The 14,697-nt window shown below is 75.1% G+C and carries 11 protein-coding genes; 7 read left to right on the forward strand and 4 right to left on the reverse strand.

Annotated elements, in window-relative coordinates:
* Positions 1 to 52 precede the first annotated feature (52 nt).
* Both OG946_RS29115 and OG946_RS29120 read right to left on the reverse strand, forming a co-directional pair.
* On the reverse strand, positions 53 to 1,006 hold the full coding sequence (locus tag OG946_RS29115) for a threonine ammonia-lyase (protein ID WP_326798934.1): 954 nt from the start codon (positions 1,004 to 1,006) through the stop codon (positions 53 to 55).
* Between the two features lie 100 nt (positions 1,007 to 1,106).
* Complete coding sequence (locus tag OG946_RS29120) at positions 1,107 to 3,560, reverse strand: DNA gyrase/topoisomerase IV subunit A (RefSeq protein ID WP_326798935.1); 2,454 nt, start codon at positions 3,558 to 3,560, stop codon at positions 1,107 to 1,109.
* Between the two features lie 177 nt (positions 3,561 to 3,737).
* Between OG946_RS29120 and OG946_RS29125 the strand changes: the two genes are divergently transcribed.
* The 3 genes from OG946_RS29125 (at position 3,738) to OG946_RS29135 (ending at position 7,319) form a co-directional block, all read left to right on the forward strand.
* Complete coding sequence (locus tag OG946_RS29125; protein WP_326798936.1) at positions 3,738 to 5,093, forward strand: M16 family metallopeptidase; 1,356 nt, start codon at positions 3,738 to 3,740, stop codon at positions 5,091 to 5,093.
* 20 nt (positions 5,094 to 5,113) lie between these two features.
* Positions 5,114 to 6,478: a M16 family metallopeptidase gene (locus OG946_RS29130; protein ID WP_442814650.1), complete on the forward strand. Its 1,365-nt coding sequence runs from the start codon at positions 5,114 to 5,116 to the stop codon at positions 6,476 to 6,478.
* Positions 6,479 to 6,629: 151 nt separating this feature from the next.
* Entirely contained in the window at positions 6,630 to 7,319 is a 690-nt protein-coding gene (locus OG946_RS29135; protein ID WP_326800397.1) for a GntR family transcriptional regulator, read from the forward strand.
* Positions 7,320 to 7,437: 118 nt separating this feature from the next.
* Here OG946_RS29135 and OG946_RS29140 read toward each other — a convergent pair whose 3' ends face one another.
* Positions 7,438 to 7,722: an HPr family phosphocarrier protein gene (locus tag OG946_RS29140; RefSeq protein WP_326798939.1), complete on the reverse strand. Its 285-nt coding sequence runs from the start codon at positions 7,720 to 7,722 to the stop codon at positions 7,438 to 7,440.
* Positions 7,723 to 7,944: 222 nt separating this feature from the next.
* Between OG946_RS29140 and OG946_RS29145 the strand changes: the two genes are divergently transcribed.
* The 3 genes from OG946_RS29145 to OG946_RS29155 all read left to right on the forward strand — a co-directional run bounded on the left by OG946_RS29145 (position 7,945) and on the right by OG946_RS29155 (position 12,817).
* A complete protein-coding gene (locus OG946_RS29145) occupies positions 7,945 to 10,827 on the forward strand; it encodes a GNAT family N-acetyltransferase (RefSeq protein ID WP_326798940.1) in 2,883 nt (960 codons plus the stop codon).
* 185 nt (positions 10,828 to 11,012) lie between these two features.
* Positions 11,013 to 11,603: a DUF5998 family protein gene (locus OG946_RS29150; RefSeq protein WP_047018498.1), complete on the forward strand. Its 591-nt coding sequence runs from the start codon at positions 11,013 to 11,015 to the stop codon at positions 11,601 to 11,603.
* Positions 11,603 to 12,817: an alkaline phosphatase family protein gene (locus tag OG946_RS29155; protein ID WP_326798941.1), complete on the forward strand. Its 1,215-nt coding sequence runs from the start codon at positions 11,603 to 11,605 to the stop codon at positions 12,815 to 12,817. The genes OG946_RS29150 and OG946_RS29155 overlap by 1 nt, the downstream gene beginning before the upstream one ends.
* A gap of 45 nt (positions 12,818 to 12,862) precedes the next feature.
* On the opposite strand, the gene OG946_RS29160 is transcribed toward OG946_RS29155, so the two are convergent.
* Positions 12,863 to 13,579, reverse strand: coding sequence for a VOC family protein (locus tag OG946_RS29160; RefSeq protein ID WP_442814652.1), 717 nt, complete (start codon positions 13,577 to 13,579; stop codon positions 12,863 to 12,865).
* Positions 13,580 to 13,831: 252 nt separating this feature from the next.
* Between OG946_RS29160 and OG946_RS29165 the strand changes: the two genes are divergently transcribed.
* Positions 13,832 to 14,659 carry a sulfurtransferase gene (locus OG946_RS29165; protein ID WP_326798943.1) on the forward strand — a complete coding sequence of 276 codons (828 nt, stop codon included), beginning with the start codon at positions 13,832 to 13,834 and terminating at the stop codon, positions 14,657 to 14,659.
* The last annotated feature ends 38 nt before the right edge of the window (positions 14,660 to 14,697 follow it).

Here is a 14,697-nt window from a genome sequence, read left to right on the forward strand (position 1 = left end):
AATGAGCAACGCGGGAAGATCACAGACGGGGCATTCCCGGCCCTTCACACCTTCAGGCGATAGCCCTGGCAATTTCTGCCTCCTGGGCATTCCCTCCTGTACACACGACCGCGACGCGCTGCCCGGCGAACGCGTCCGGGTGCGTGTGCAGCGCCGCGAGCGCCGCGGCCCCCGCGCCCTCCGCCAGCGTGTGCGCGTCGCGCATCAGGCTGCGCTGGGCGAGGGCGATCGCGTCGTCGTCCACGAGGAGGAAGTCCGCGAGCCCGGTGCGCATCAGCGCCTGCGGCAGCGCGAAGCCGGTGCCGGTGGCCAGCCCCTCGACCCGGGTGCGGTTGGGGAGTTCGACCAGGCGGCCCGCGCGCCAGGACTCGTACGCCGCCGGGGAGGCCGCCGACTGCACCGCCACCACCCGGCAGTCAGGCGCGACGGCCGCGGCCACCAGGCACGCGGCGGCGGCGCCGCTGCCGCCGCCGACCGGGACGATCACCGTGTCCAGGTCCGGCGCCTGCTCGAACAGCTCCAGGTACGCGGTGGCCACGCCGGCGACGATCTCCGGCTCGTCCGCGGCGCTGACCAGCCGGGCGCCCCGCCCGGCGGCCAACTGTGCGGCGTACGGGCGGGCTTCGTCGAACGTCGCGCCGTGCTGGATCAGCTCGGCGCCGAGGGCGGTGACGGCGCGCACCTTGCCGGGGTTGGCGCGCTCCGGCATCACGATCGTGCACGGCGCGCCGTGCCGGGCGGCGGCGTAGGCGAGCGACTGGGCGTGGTTGCCGGTGGAGTAGCCGACGATGCCGCGGGCGCGCTCCTCGGAGGTCATCGAGGCGAGCAGGGCGAGGCCGCCGCGTACCTTGAACGCGCCCGTCGGCTGGGTGTTCTCGTGCTTGACGAACAGGGCCGCGGCCGGCCCGCGGTCCAGCGCCGCGTACGACCACAGCGGGGTGGGCGGCAGCACGTCGCGGACCAGCCGGCGGGCGAGCAGGGCGTCGGTGACGGTCGGAGTCCTCATGGCCCCACGCTGGCAGCCGCCGGCCCCCGGGTCCAGCACGAGGATCGGGCCGGACCGCGGAAGACCACCGGAGACCGCCCCGGCGCCCGGTCCCGCGCGGCTACACCGGGCCCGCCACCGCCGTCACCTGCTTCGCCAGCGGCGTCCCCGAGCCGTCGCGGCGCGGGTCGGGCTCCGGCAGCTCCACCGGGCCGCCCGTACGCCCCGCCGCGCGGGCCGGCACCGGTCCCGCCCAGGCGAACGTCAGGCAGTCCTCGCCCTTCAGGAACCGCTGGCAGCGCACGCCGCCCGTCGCCCGCCCCTTCCGCGGGAACTGGTCGAACGGCGTCAGCTTCGCCGTCTGCACCCACGCACCGTCCAGCGCCCCCGTGGAGCCCGCGACCGTCAGCACCGCCGCGTCCGCCGCCGGGTCGACCACGTGGAACGCGACGACCTTCGCGCCGTCGGCCAGCTTCACCCCCGCCATGCCGCCCGCCGGCCGGCCCTGCGGCCGCACCTGTCCCGCGGGGTAGCGCAGCAACTGGGCGTCGCTGGTGACGAACACGAGGTCCTCCTCGCCCGTGCGCAGCTCCGCCGCGCCGACGATCCGGTCGCCGTCCTTGAGCGTGACGACCTCCAACTCCTCCTTGTTCGCCGGGTAGTCCGGCACCACCCGCTTCACCACGCCCTGCTCCGTGCCCAGCGCCAGGCCGGGCGAGGACTCGTCGAGCGTGGTGAGGCAGACGACCTTCTCGCCGTCCGCCAGCGTGAGGAACTCCGAGACCGCCGCCCCGCCGGCCAGGCTGGGCCGGGCCGCGGTCTCCGGCAGCACCGGCAGGTCGATCACCGACACCCGCAGCAGCCGCCCCTCCGAGGTCACCGCCCCGATGTGCGCCCGCGACGTCGTCGGCACGGCGGAGACGATCACGTCGTGCTTGACGCGCTTCGCCGGCGCCGGCTCGCCGAAGGGGTCGCCGTTGGCGGTACGGGCCAGCAGCCCCGTGGACGACATCAGCACCCGGCACGGGTCGTCGGACATCTCCAGCGGCACCGCCGCGGCCGGCTCCCCGCCGGCCTCCAGCAGCACCGTGCGGCGCTCGCTGCCGTACTTCTTCGCCACCGAGGACAGCTCACCGGACACCAGCTTGCGCAGCTCCGCGTCCGACTCCAGGATCCGCGTCAGCTCCTCGATCTCCGCCGTCAGCCGGTCCCGCTCGGCCTCCAGCTCCAGCCGGTCGAACTTCGTCAGCCGGCGCAGCGGGGTGTCCAGGATGTACTGCGTCTGGATCTCGGAGAGCGAGAAGTGGCCGATCAGCCGCTCCTTGGCCTGCGCGGCGTTCTCGCTGGCCCGGATGATGCGGATGACCTCGTCGATGTCGAGCAGCGCGACGAGCAGGCCCTCCACCAGGTGCAGCCGGTCACGGCGTTTGGTACGCCGGAACTCGCTGCGCCGCCGCACCACCGTGAAGCGGTGGTCGAGGAAGACCTCCAGCAGCTCCTTCAGGCCCAGCGTGAGCGGCTGGCCGTCGACGAGCGCCACGTTGTTGATGCCGAAGGTCTCCTCCATCGGCGTCAGCTTGTACAACTGCTCCAGCACGGCCTCGGGGTGGAAGCCGTTCTTGATCTCGAAGACCAGCCGCAGCCCGTGCTCGCGGTCGGTGAGGTCCTTCAGGTCGGCGATGCCCTGCAGCCGCTTCGCCCCGATGAGGTCCTTGACCTTGGCGCGGATCTTCTCCGGGCCGACGGTGAAGGGCAGCTCGGTGACGACGATGCCCTTGCGGCGGGCGGAGACCTGCGCCACCGTCGCGGTGGCGCGGATCTTGAAGCTGCCGCGGCCCGTCTCGTACGCGTCCCGGATGCCGTCGAGGCCGACGACCCGGCCGCCGGTGGGCAGGTCGGGCCCCGGCACGTACCGCATCAGGGTCTCCAGGTCGGCGCCCGGGTGCCGGATCAGGTGCCGCGCGGCGGCGATGACCTCGCCCAGGTTGTGCGGCGGCATGTTGGTCGCCATCCCGACCGCGATCCCCGAGGCGCCGTTCACCAGCAGGTTCGGGAACGCGGACGGCAGGGCGACGGGTTCCTGCTCGCTGCCGTCGTAGTTGGGGGCGAAGTCGACGGTGTCCTCGTCGATCGACTCGACCATGAGCGTCGCGGCGGGCGCGGGGCGGCACTCGGTGTAGCGCATGGCCGCGGGCGGGTCGTCGTTGCCGAGGGAGCCGAAGTTGCCGTGGCCGTCAACCAGCGGCAGCCGCATCGAGAACGGCTGCGCCATGCGCACCAGCGCGTCGTAGATGGCGGAGTCGCCGTGCGGGTGCAGCCGGCCCATCACCTCGCCGACGACGCGCGCACACTTCACATACGACCGCTCGGGGCGCAGGCCCATCTCGTTCATCTGGTGCAGGATGCGGCGGTGTACGGGCTTCAGGCCGTCGCGGGCGTCGGGGAGCGCGCGGGAGTAGATGACCGAGTACGCGTACTCGAGGAAGGAGCCCTGCATCTCGTCCACGACGTCGACGTCGAGGATCCGCTCTTCGAACTCCTCTGGCGGCGGGGCACTGCTTCTGCGGCGGGCCATCTCGGCTGCTGCTCCTCATCGGCTCGTTCACGGGCGGTCGGCGTGCGCCCCCATTGTGGACCCACGCGCCGACATCGCCGACCACGACCCGGCGCACAGCCCCCGGCATACAGTGGGGGCGCGACACCGGACGTCCGGTGTCCCGCGTACAGCAGCGATCGAAGGGACTCCATGCCCATGGGTCAGACGGCCACCCCGCAGGCCAACTCAGGCGGACTGACACTGGAAGAACACCGCTTGGACAACGGGCTGCGGGTCATCCTCTCCGAGGACCATCTCACGCCCGTCGCCTCGGTGTGCATCTGGTACGACGTGGGCTCGCGCCACGAGGTGGCCGGCCGCACCGGCCTCGCCCACCTCTTCGAGCACCTGATGTTCCAGGGCTCGGCGCAGGTCTCCGGCAACGGGCACTTCGAACTGGTGCAGTCCGCCGGCGGCTCGCTCAACGGCACCACCAGCTTCGAGCGCACCAACTACTTCGAGACCATGCCGGCCCACCAGCTCGAACTGGCGCTGTGGCTGGAGGCCGACCGGATGGGCTCGCTGCTCGCCGCGCTCACCCAGGAGAGCCTGGACAACCAGCGCGACGTGGTGAAGAACGAGCGCCGCCAGCGGTACGACAACGTGCCGTACGGCACGGCGTTCGAGAAGCTCGCCGCGATGACGTACCCCGAAGGGCACCCGTACCACCACACCCCGATCGGCTCGATGGCCGACCTGGACGCGACCTCGCTCGCGGACTGCCAGGAGTTCTTCCGCACGTACTACGCGCCGGGCAACGCCGTGCTCTCCGTCGTCGGCGACATCGACCCGGCGCAGACGCTGGCCTGGGTGGAGCAGTACTTCGGCTCCATCCCCGCGCACGACGGCAAGCAGCCCCCGCGCGACGGCTCGCTGCCCGACACCCTCGGCGGCGCGCAGCGCGTGCCGCTCGCGGAAGAGGTGCCGTCGCGGGCGCTGATGGCCTCGTACCGGCTGCCCGAGGACGGCACCCGCGAGGCCGACGCCGCGGACCTGGCGCTGACCGTGCTCGGCGGCGGCGAGTCCTCCCGGCTCTACAACCGCCTGGTGCGCCGCGACCGGCTCGCCGTCGCGGCCGGGTTCGGGATGCTGCGGCTCGCCGGCGCGCCGTCGCTCGGCTGGCTGGACGTCAAGGCGTCCGGCGGCGTCGAGGTGCCCGCCATCGAGACCGCCGTCGACGAGGAGCTGGCGCGCTTCGCGGAACAGGGGCCGACGCCCGAGGAGATGGAGCGGGCACAGGCGCAGTTGGAGCGCGAGTGGCTGGACCGGCTCGCGACCGTCGGCGGCCGGGCGGACGAGTTCTGCCGCTACGCCGTGCTCTTCGGCGACCCGAAGCTCGCGCTCGGCGCGGTCGAGCGGATCCTCGGCGTGACCGCCGAGGAGGTGCAGGCCGTCGCCAAGGCGCGGCTCATCCCGGAGAACCGCGCGGCCCTCGTGTACGAGCCCACCGCCCCCGCCGCCGACGAGAACGACGGTGCCGCGGGCGCCGAGGAAGACGAGGTTCAGGCGTGACCGCCGAGACGACCAGCACGATGACCTTCCACCCCCGCCCGCAGGGCGGCGAGGCGCGGCCCTGGGCCTTCCCGGCCCCGGACCGCACCGTCCTCGCCAACGGGCTCACGGTGCTCACCTGCCACCGCCCCGGCCAGCAGGTGGTCGCCGTCGAGGTGTGCCTGGCCGCGCCGCTGGACGCCGAGCCCGCCGGTCTCGACGGCGTCGCCATGATCATGGCGCGGGCGTTCTCCGAGGGCACGGACACCCACACCGCCGAGGAGTTCGCCGCCGAGCTGGAGCGCTCCGGCGCCACCATCGACGCGCACGCCGACCACCCGGGCGTCCGCGTCTCGCTTGAGGTCCCCGTCTCCCGGCTGCGCCGCGGCCTCGGGCTGCTCGCCGACGCGCTGCGCGCGCCCGCCTTCCCGGACGACGAGATCGAGCGGCTGGTCGCCAACCGGCTGGACGAGATCCCGCACGAGCTGGCCAACCCCGGCCGGCGCGCCGCGATGGCGCTGTACGCGGAGCTGTTCGACGCCGGCGACCGGCTCTCCCGCCCCCGCTGGGGGACGGAGGAGTCCGTCGCGCGCATCGACGCCGCGTCCGTACGGGCCTTCTACGACGCCCACGTCCGGCCCGCCACCGCCACCGTCGTGGTCGTCGGCGACCTGACCGGCGCCGACGTGGACGACGCGCTGGCCGGCACCCTCGGCGCCTGGACCGGCACCCCCGCCGAGGCCCGCCCGCTGCCGCCGGTGGCCGCGGACGACACCGGCCGGGTCGTCATCGTCGACCGGCCGGGCGCGGTGCAGACGCAGATGCTCGTCGGCCGGGTCGGCGCCGACCGGCACGACGCCGTCTGGCCCGCCCAGCTCCTCGGCACGTACTGCCTCGGCGGCACCCTCACCTCCCGCCTGGACGTCGTGCTGCGCGAGGAGAAGGGCTACACCTACGGCGTCCGCGCCTCCGCCCAGTCGCTGCGCTCGCCGGCCGACGGCACCGGCGCCGCGCTGCTGGCCATCGGCGGCTCCGTGGAGACCGACGTGACCGGCCCCGCGCTGGCGGACACCTGGCAGGTGCTGAGCTCGCTGGCCGACGGGCTGACCGACGCCGAGCGGGACGCGGCCGCGGACTTCCTGGTCGGCGTGGCCCCGCTGCGGTACGAGACGTCGGCCGCGGTCGCCGGCACGCTGGCCGACCAGGTCGAGCAGCAGCTTCCGGACGACTACCAGGCCCGGCAGTACGCCCGGCTCGCGGACACCGGCACGGTGGAGGCCACGGCGGCGGTGCTGAGCGCGTTCCCCACGGACCGCCTCGTCACCGTGCTCGTCGGCGACGCGGAGAAGATCGCCGAGCCGGTGCGGGGGCTGGGCATCGGTGAGGTCAGGGTCGTGTCCGGCTGATTGCCGGCTTTTACCGCGGCCCGCGGTGAAGGGCCCGTAGCAGACCGGAAAGAGCCCGGCGGAGACGCCGGGCTCTTTCGCGTTCCTGCCGCAATTCGCATACCGCTGCCATACTGTTCATCCGGCGGCGCTAAGGGGCGTGGATGATGCGGTGTGCGCGGTGAACGGCGGTATTTCCCAGGCGGTGTGCTCGGCGATACGCGACGACATCGTCTCGGGATTCTTCGCCCAGGGCGCCCGGCTCGCCGAGGAGCACCTCGCGCGCCGGTACGGCGTCTCGCGGGTGCCGGTCCGCGAGGCGCTGCGGACGCTGGAGTCGGAGGGCTTCGTCACCACGAAGCGGCACGCCGGCGCCTGCGTCGCCGAGCCCACCGCGCAGGACGCCGCGGACGTGCTGGAGATACGCGCGCTGCTGGAGCCGCTGGGCGCCGCCCGCGCGGCGCAGCGGCGTACGGAGGCCCATCTCAAGGTGCTGCACGGGCTGGTGCGGCTGGGCAGGGAGCGGGCGCAGCGCGGGCACGTCGCGGAGTTGCCGTCACTGAGCACGTGGTTCCACGAGACGCTGGCGCAGGCCACCGGCAGCCGGAACCTCACCGCGCTGCTGGTGCAGGTGCGCCGGAAGGTGGCCTGGCTGTACGGGGCCTCGCCCGCGGTCCGGACGGTGGAGGCGTGGGACGAGCACGGCGCGATCGCCGACGCCGTGGCGCGCGGGGACGCCGAGCGGGCGCGGAGCCTCGCCACGGTGCACGTGGAGCGTTCGGCGGGCGCGTACGAATTGCGGAGAACCGTGCGGGTGAGTTCTCGGAAACATGCCGTAAACACGGGAAGCGATCAGCCGTAACAATGACGTGCCGCGCGGAAATCGGCGGGGCGGGGAAATGCGCGGGACCGCCGGAATTCGAGCGGCGGTAACCGGCCAATTCCCTGCCGCACGGTGCGCGGATTCGCGTGTACGGGCGTCAGACGGTTTCCGGCAGCTCGTCCAGGCCCTCCTGGACCAGCTTCGCCAGCCGGTCGAGCGCGAGGTCCGAGGCGTCGTCGTCGGAGGCGAGGACGATCTCGTCGCCGCCCTTCGCGCCCAGACCCAGCACGGCCAGCATGGAGGCGGCGTTGACGGCGTTCCCGTCGGGGGCCTTCGCGATCGTCACCGGGATGCCGGCGGCGGTGGCCGCCCGCACGAAGATCGACGCGGGACGGGCGTGCAGCCCCTCGGCCCAGCCGACGGTGACGCGGCGCTCAACCATGGTGTTGCCCTTCCATCGTTCTAGTTGTCTAGACCATCCTTGCACGCGCGCCGAGCCGGCCTGACCGCGGCCGGACCGCGGCCGGCCTGTGCTTACGTCCCGGAGCGCGGCCCTGCGCCGCCCGCCCCGGCCGCCCGCGGTGCCCGGCACGCCCCGCGGTCACCTCAGACTGCCCTGCCGCGCCCGCTCCCGCCAGCGTGCGCGGACCGTAACCTGGGCCCCATGGCCACCCCGTCGGCACCCGAGTACCCCACCCACTGGGAAGCCGACGTCGTGCTGCGCGACGGCGGCACCGCGCAGGTCAGGCCGATCGTCCCGGACGACGCCGACCGGCTCGTCGCGTTCTTCGACCGGGTCTCCGACGAGTCCAAGTACCTGCGCTTCTTCGCCCCGCACCCCCGGCTGTCCGCCCGGGACGTCCACCGCTTCACCCATCACGACTACGTCGACCGGGTGGGCTTGGCGGCCGTCGTCGGCGACGCCTTCATCGCCACCGTGCGCTACGACCGCATCGAGCCGGCCGCCGACGGTGCCACGCAGGCCGAAGTCGCGTTCCTCGTCCAGGACGACCAGCAGGGGCGCGGCGTCGCCTCCGCCCTGCTGGAGCACATCGCCGCCTGCGCCCGGGAGCGCGGCGTACGCCGCTTCGTCGCCGACGTGCTCCCCGCCAACAGCCGCATGATGAAGGTGTTCACGGACGCCGGCTACACCCAGAAGCGCAGTTTCGAGGACGGCGTCGTGCGGCTGGAGTTCGAGCTGGAGCCCACCGAGCGCTCGCTCGCCGTCATGCACGCCCGCGAGCAGCGCGCCGAGGCCCGCTCCGTCCAGCGGCTGCTCGCCCCGCGCTCCGTCGCCGTGATCGGCGTCGGCCGCCGCCCCGGCGGCGTCGGCCGCACGGTCCTCGCCAACCTCCTCTCCGCCGGCTTCACCGGCCGCCTCTACGCCGTCAACCACGCCTACCCGGAAGGCCAGGACCGGCTCCTGCCCGAGGACGTCCCCGCCCGCCGCTCCGTACGGGACATCGACGAGCCCGTCGACCTCGCCGTCGTCGCCGTGCCCGCCGCCCGCGTCCCCGGCGTCGTCGACGACTGCGGCGAACAGGGCGTCCAGGGACTCGTCGTGCTCTCCTCCGGCTACGCCGAGGCCGGCGCAGCCGGGCGCGCGCGGCAGCGTGACCTGGTCCGGCAGGCCCGCGGCCACGGCATGCGGGTCATCGGCCCGAACGCCTTCGGCGTCCTCAACACCGCCCCGCCCGTACGCCTGAACGCCACCCTGGCCCCCGAGCCCGCGGGCAGCGGCCGCGTCGGGGTCTTCACCCAGTCCGGCGCCATCGGCATCGCGCTGCTGTCCGGGCTGCACCGGCGGCCGGGCGCGGTGCTCACCGGGGTGTCCACGTTCGTCTCCGCGGGCAACCGCGCCGACGTCTCCGGCAACGACCTGCTGCAGTACTGGCACGACGACGCCGCCACCGACGTCGTCCTCATGTACCTCGAATCCCTCGGCAACCCGCGCAAGTTCACCCGCCTCGCCCGCCGCACCGCCGCCGTCAAGCCGGTCGTGGTCGTCAAGGGCGCCCGGCACAGCGCCAGTACGCCGCCGGGACACGCCGTGCCCGGCACGTCGGTGCCCGCCGAGACCGTCGGCGCGCTGCTGCGCCAGGCCGGCGTCGTCGCCGTCGACACCGTCACCGAACTCGTCGACACCGGGCTGCTGCTCGCCGCCCAGCCGCTGCCGGCCGGGCCGCGGGTCGCGATCGTCGGCAACTCCGACTCCCTCGGGCTCCTCGCGTACGACGCCTGCCGCGCCGCCGGGCTGCGCCCGCTGCCCCCGCGCGACCTGACCGCCGCCGCGGCGCCCGAGGACTTCCGGGCCGCGGTCGCCGCCGCGCTGGCCGAGGACGGCTGCGACGCGGTGCTGGTGACGGCCATCCCGTGGGTCGCCGACCCCGACGTGCCCGCGCTCGCCGCGGTGCCGGGACCGCAGGACGCGGGGGCGCTCGCGGATGCGCTGCGCGCGGCGGCGGCCGGCGCGACGAAGCCGGTGGCCGTCGTCCACCTGGAGATCGAGGGCCTGCCCGGCGCCCTGGCGGCCCCGCCGGACGGCATCCCGACCTACCCGGCCGGGGAGCGGGCCGCGCGGGCGCTGGCGCAGGCGGTCAGGTACGCCCAGTGGCGCCGGCGGGCGGCGGACCCGGGACGGGTGCCGGAGTACGACGACCTGGACCCGGCCGGGGCGGCCGCGGACATCGCCGGGCTGCTGGGGGAGCGGAGCCCGGCGGCGGGCGCCGACGACGGGGTCCCGCCCGACTGGGCGCCGGGCGGCGCGCGGCGGGAGCCTGCCGCCGGTACGGGCCGCGCGGACGGATCCGCGCCCCGGGACCGTACCGCCGCGAGCGCCCCCGCGGCAGAGGCGGAGGGCGTGCCCGTCGACGTCCCCGAGCAGGCCGCCGCGCGCATGCTCCGCCGCTACGGGATCAACGTGCTGCCCGCGCTCCCCGCCCCCGACCCGGACGCCGCCGCGGCCGCCGCCGCCCGGCTCGGCTACCCCGTGGCGCTCAAGACCACCGCAGTCCACCTGCGGCACCGCCCCGACCTCGGCGGCGTACGCCTCGACCTCGCCGGCGAGGACCAGTTGCGCCTCGCCCACGCCGAGCTGACCGGCACACTCGGCGCCGCCGAGGTGCAGCCCGCGGTGCAGGCCATGGCCCCGCGCGGCGTCGACACCGTGGTACGGGCCACCGTCGACCCCGGTGTCGGCGCGGTGCTCTCCTTCGGCCTGGCCGGCGCCCCCTCCGAGCTGCTCGGCGACCTCGCGCACCGGCTCGTGCCCGCCACCGACCGCGACGCCGCCGAGCTGATCCGCGCCATCCGCGGCGCCCCGCTGCTCTTCGGCTGGCGCGGCGCCCAGCCGGTGGACACCGCGGCCCTGGAGGAGCTGCTGCTGCGGCTGTCGATCTTCGTCGACGAGCACCCCGAGGTGGTCTCCGCCGAGCTGTCCCCGGTCGTGGTGGCCCCGCAGGGCGTCAGCGTGCTCTCCGCCGCCCTGCGGCTGGCCCCGCCGCCGCCCCGCATCGACCTCGGCGCCCGCCGCATGCCCCGCTACTGACCCTCGGGGCCCGCCGCCCCGCGGCACCGAGCCGCCCCGGGCGGCGGCCGGCGGCCCCGACCGGCCCGGATGCCGGCCCGCGCCCGCGCGGCGGCCGGTGCGCGTGCCAACCCGCGTGCCCCGTCCGCCCCCCGAGCCTCGCGACAGCGGACCGGGGCGGCCCCTCCGGGCCGTAGGATGGGCGCATGGCTAAGACCGGGACCGCGACCAAGGGGCTGCGCGCGGCGATCGAGCGCAGCGGCTACTACCCCGCCCTCGTGGCGGAGGCGGTGGAGGCCGCCGTCGGCGGGGAGCCCGTGTCCGCGTACCTGGTCCACCAGGAGACGACGTTCGACGCCAACGAGGTCAGGCGGCACGTCACCGTGCTCGTGCTCACCGACAGCCGCTTCATCGTCAGCCACACCGACGAGCAGGCCGCGGACACCACCTCCCCGACGCCGTACGCCACCACCTCCACCGAGTCCGTCAAGCTCGCCCGGATCTCCTCCGTCGTCCTCAGCCGCGTCGTCGGCAACCCCGAGGCGTACACCCCCGGCACCCTGCCCCGCGAGGTCGTCCTGACCGTCGGCTGGGGCGCCGTCAGCCGGCTCGACATGGAGCCCGCCACCTGCGGCGACCCCAACTGCGACGCCGACCACGGCTACACCGGCTCCGCCACCGCCGACGACCTGAGCCTGCGCGTCAGCGAGGCCGGCGACGGCCCCGAGACCGTACGGCAGGCCCTGACCTTCGCCCAAGCGCTCTCCGAGGCCACCGCCGCCGGCCCCGAAGCCTGATGGCCGCCACGGGGGGGACACCGGGAAGCGGAACGCGGGACGGCGCGCCACCGGGCGCCGGGGACTGGCCCGCGCCGCTCGACCCCGCCGCCGCGCCCGCTCCCCGCTACGGCACCCGCTCCCTGGCCGACCTGCTGCCCAGCGCCGCCGCCGGCCTCGGGGTCCCCGGCTTCGGCCCGGTCCTCGCCGGGGTCGAACCGGCCGACCGCGTCTGCGTGTTCCTCATCGACGGCCTGGGCTGGGAGCAGTTGCTCGCCCACCCCGAGGACGCCCCGTTCCTGCACGGTCTCGCCACCGGTGAGCCGCTGACCGCCGGCTTCCCCGCCACCACCGCCACCTCGCTCGCCTCGGTGGGCACCGGCCTGCCGCCCGGCGCCCACGGCCTGCCGGGCTACACGGTGCGCGACCCGGAGACCGGCGAGCTGATGAACCAGTTGCGCTGGCAGCCCTGGACGGCGCCGCGCGCGTGGCAGCCGTACCCCACGGTCTTCCAACTGGCCCACGACGCCGGCGTGCACACCGCGCAGGTCTCCTCGCCCGCGTTCGAGACCACCCCGCTGACGACGATCGCGCTCAGCGGCGGCACCTTCCACGGCCGGCTGTCGGGGGAGGAGCGGATGGACGTCACCGCGGAGCAGCTCGCCGCCGCGGACCGTACGCTCGTCTACACCTACTACAGCGAGGTCGACGGCAACGGCCACCGGCACGGCGTCGACTCCGACGCCTGGCGCGGCCAGCTCGGCTACGCCGACCGCCTCGCCCGCCGCCTCGCCGAGCAACTGCCGCCGCGCGCCGCGCTCTACGTCACCGCCGACCACGGGATGGTCGACATCCCCTTCACCGCCGACGCCCGCTACGACGTCGACGAGGACTGGGAGCTGCGCGCCGGCGTGCGCCTCCTCGGCGGCGAGGGCCGCGCGCGGCACCTGTACGCCGCCCCGGGCGCCGCCGCCGACGTGCTCACCGTCTGGCGCGAGGTGCTGGGCGAGCGCGCCTGGGTGGTGAGCCGCGACGAGGCCGTCGCGCTGGGGTGGTTCGGGCCGAAGGTCGACGAGCGGGTGCGGGACCGGCTCGGGGACGTCATCGTCGCCGCGGCCGACGACATCGCGATCGTCGCCACCCGCACCGAGCCGAAGGAATCCGCGCTCGCCGGCATGCACGGCTCGCTGACCCCGGCGGAGCAGTTGGTCCCGCTGCTGACCGTACGCTCCTGACCCGCAAACCCCGCAAGAACGGGGCGGACCGGCGGCACCGTACGGCTAGTGCGGCGTGTGCACCAGCGTGAACCGCGCGCCCGCGACGTCCGCGACCTCCGCCATCCGCCCCGCCGGGGTCTCGTGCGGCTCGCGCACCAGCCGCCCGCCCAGCTCCACCGCGCGCGCCACGGAGGCGTCCACGTCGGCGACTTCGAAGTGCGTCGTCCAGCGCGGCCCCGTCTCGCGCAGTGTCTCCTCGTCGGCGGCGCAGACCGACGCCACGGGCCGGTCCTGGACGTAGAGCGTCGCGGTGTCGTCCTCCGAACGTACGTCGTAGCCGAAGACCAGCTCGTAGAACTTCGCGACCATCGTCGGCTCCGGCACCAGCAGGTCGTTCCAGACCGGGGTGCCGGGACGCGCCCGCCGCTCCACCTCCGGAGGCCGCCGCGGCTGCCACACCCCGAACACCGCCCCCGCCGGATCCGAGCAGAGCGCCTTCCGGCCGGCCGCGTCGGCGTCCAGCGGCCCCACCCCCACCGTCCCGCCGCAGCAGCGCACCAGCTCGGTGGCGGCGTCGGCGTCGTCGGTCGCCAGGTACGGGGTCCAGGCCACCGGCAGCCTGCGCTCCGGGGCCATCGCGCCGATCCCGGCGATCTGGCCGCCGTCGAGGCGTGCCAGCCGGTACGCGCCGAGCGTGCGCGGGCCCTCCTCGAAGGTCCAGCCGAACAGGCCCCGGTAGAACTCCTCGGTCGTGTCCAGCCCGTGCACCATCAGGCTCACCCAGCACGGTGTGCCCGGCGCGCTGAGGATCGCTCCTTCGGACATGGCAGCCCTCTCTGACCATCGGAAGGTGGCGGTGGGTGACGTTCCGGTGACGCCACTGCGAATATTTCCATCCCCCGTGCCGCAGTGCGCCCCCTCTGCGCCGATCGATCTGAAGAATTGTCCGTCTCGCCGGGAGATGTTCGCTTTCGGGCAGGGTGGGGGACGGGGGCGGGAGGCGCGGCGCGGCACTGCGCCAGGATGGCCTCCATGGATGCCATCATCTCCGGAACCGATCTCGCGAGCGACCTGGCGGGCCCGCGGCCGCCTGTCGTGCTCGACGTGCGCTACACCCTCGGCGGCCCGCCCGGCCGCCCCGAGTACGAGGCGGGCCACATCCCGGGCGCCGTCTACGTCGACCTGGACGCCGAGCTGGCCGCCCCGCCAGGACCCGCGGGCCGCCATCCGCTCCCCGACTTCGCCGTCTTCGGCGCGGCCATGCGCCGCGCGGGCGTCTCCCGCGAGCGGCCCGTGATCGTATACGACGGCGGGCAGGGCTGGTCCGCCGCGCGCTGCTGGTGGCTGCTGCGCTACACCGGCCACCCCGACGTCCGCGTCCTCGACGGCGGCCTCGCCGCCTGGCCCGGCGAACTCTCCCGGGAGGCGCCCGCGGCAGGCGAGGGGGACTTCACGCCGGAGCCGGGTGCGCTGCCGGTGCTCACCGCGGCGGAGGCCGGCGTACTCGCCCGCCGCGGCGTGCTGTTCGACGCCCGCGCGGGGGAGCGGTACCGCGGCGAGACGGAGCCCATCGACCCGGTCGCGGGCCACATCCCCGGCGCGGTCTCGGCGCCGACGACGGAGAACCTGGGCGCGGACCGGACCTTCCTGCCCGCGCCGGAGCTGGCGGCGCGCTTCCGGGCGCTCGGGGCTGCGCCGGGCACGGAGGTCGGGGTGTACTGCGGCTCGGGGGTGTCCGCCGCCCAGGAGGTGCTGGCCCTGGCGATCGCGGGCATTCCCGCGGCGCTGTACCCGGGTTCGTGGTCGGAGTGGGTGGCGGACCCGGCGCGGCCGGTGGCGACGGGCGCGGAGCCGGGCTGACGGCGCGGGTGGCGCCGCCCGCGTACCGGAGCAACGCC

This window comes from Streptomyces sp. NBC_01808 (assembly GCF_035917395.1).
In the GTDB taxonomy this organism is placed as follows: domain Bacteria; phylum Actinomycetota; class Actinomycetes; order Streptomycetales; family Streptomycetaceae; genus Streptomyces.

Excerpts from the sequence above, each read along its gene's own strand:
- OG946_RS29115 (WP_326798934.1), bottom strand. The coding sequence starts at position 1,006 with ATGAGGACTCCGACCGTCACCGACGCCCTGCTCGCCCGCCGGCTGGTC.
- OG946_RS29120 (WP_326798935.1), bottom strand. The coding sequence starts at position 3,560 with ATGGCCCGCCGCAGAAGCAGTGCCCCGCCGCCAGAGGAGTTCGAAGAG.
- OG946_RS29125 (WP_326798936.1), top strand. The coding sequence starts at position 3,738 with ATGGGTCAGACGGCCACCCCGCAGGCCAACTCAGGCGGACTGACACTG.
- OG946_RS29130 (WP_442814650.1), top strand. The coding sequence starts at position 5,114 with ATGACCTTCCACCCCCGCCCGCAGGGCGGCGAGGCGCGGCCCTGGGCC.
- OG946_RS29140 (WP_326798939.1), bottom strand. The coding sequence starts at position 7,722 with ATGGTTGAGCGCCGCGTCACCGTCGGCTGGGCCGAGGGGCTGCACGCC.
- OG946_RS29145 (WP_326798940.1), top strand. The coding sequence starts at position 7,945 with ATGGCCACCCCGTCGGCACCCGAGTACCCCACCCACTGGGAAGCCGAC.
- OG946_RS29150 (WP_047018498.1), top strand. The coding sequence starts at position 11,013 with ATGGCTAAGACCGGGACCGCGACCAAGGGGCTGCGCGCGGCGATCGAG.
- OG946_RS29155 (WP_326798941.1), top strand. The coding sequence starts at position 11,603 with ATGGCCGCCACGGGGGGGACACCGGGAAGCGGAACGCGGGACGGCGCG.
- OG946_RS29165 (WP_326798943.1), top strand. The coding sequence starts at position 13,832 with ATGGATGCCATCATCTCCGGAACCGATCTCGCGAGCGACCTGGCGGGC.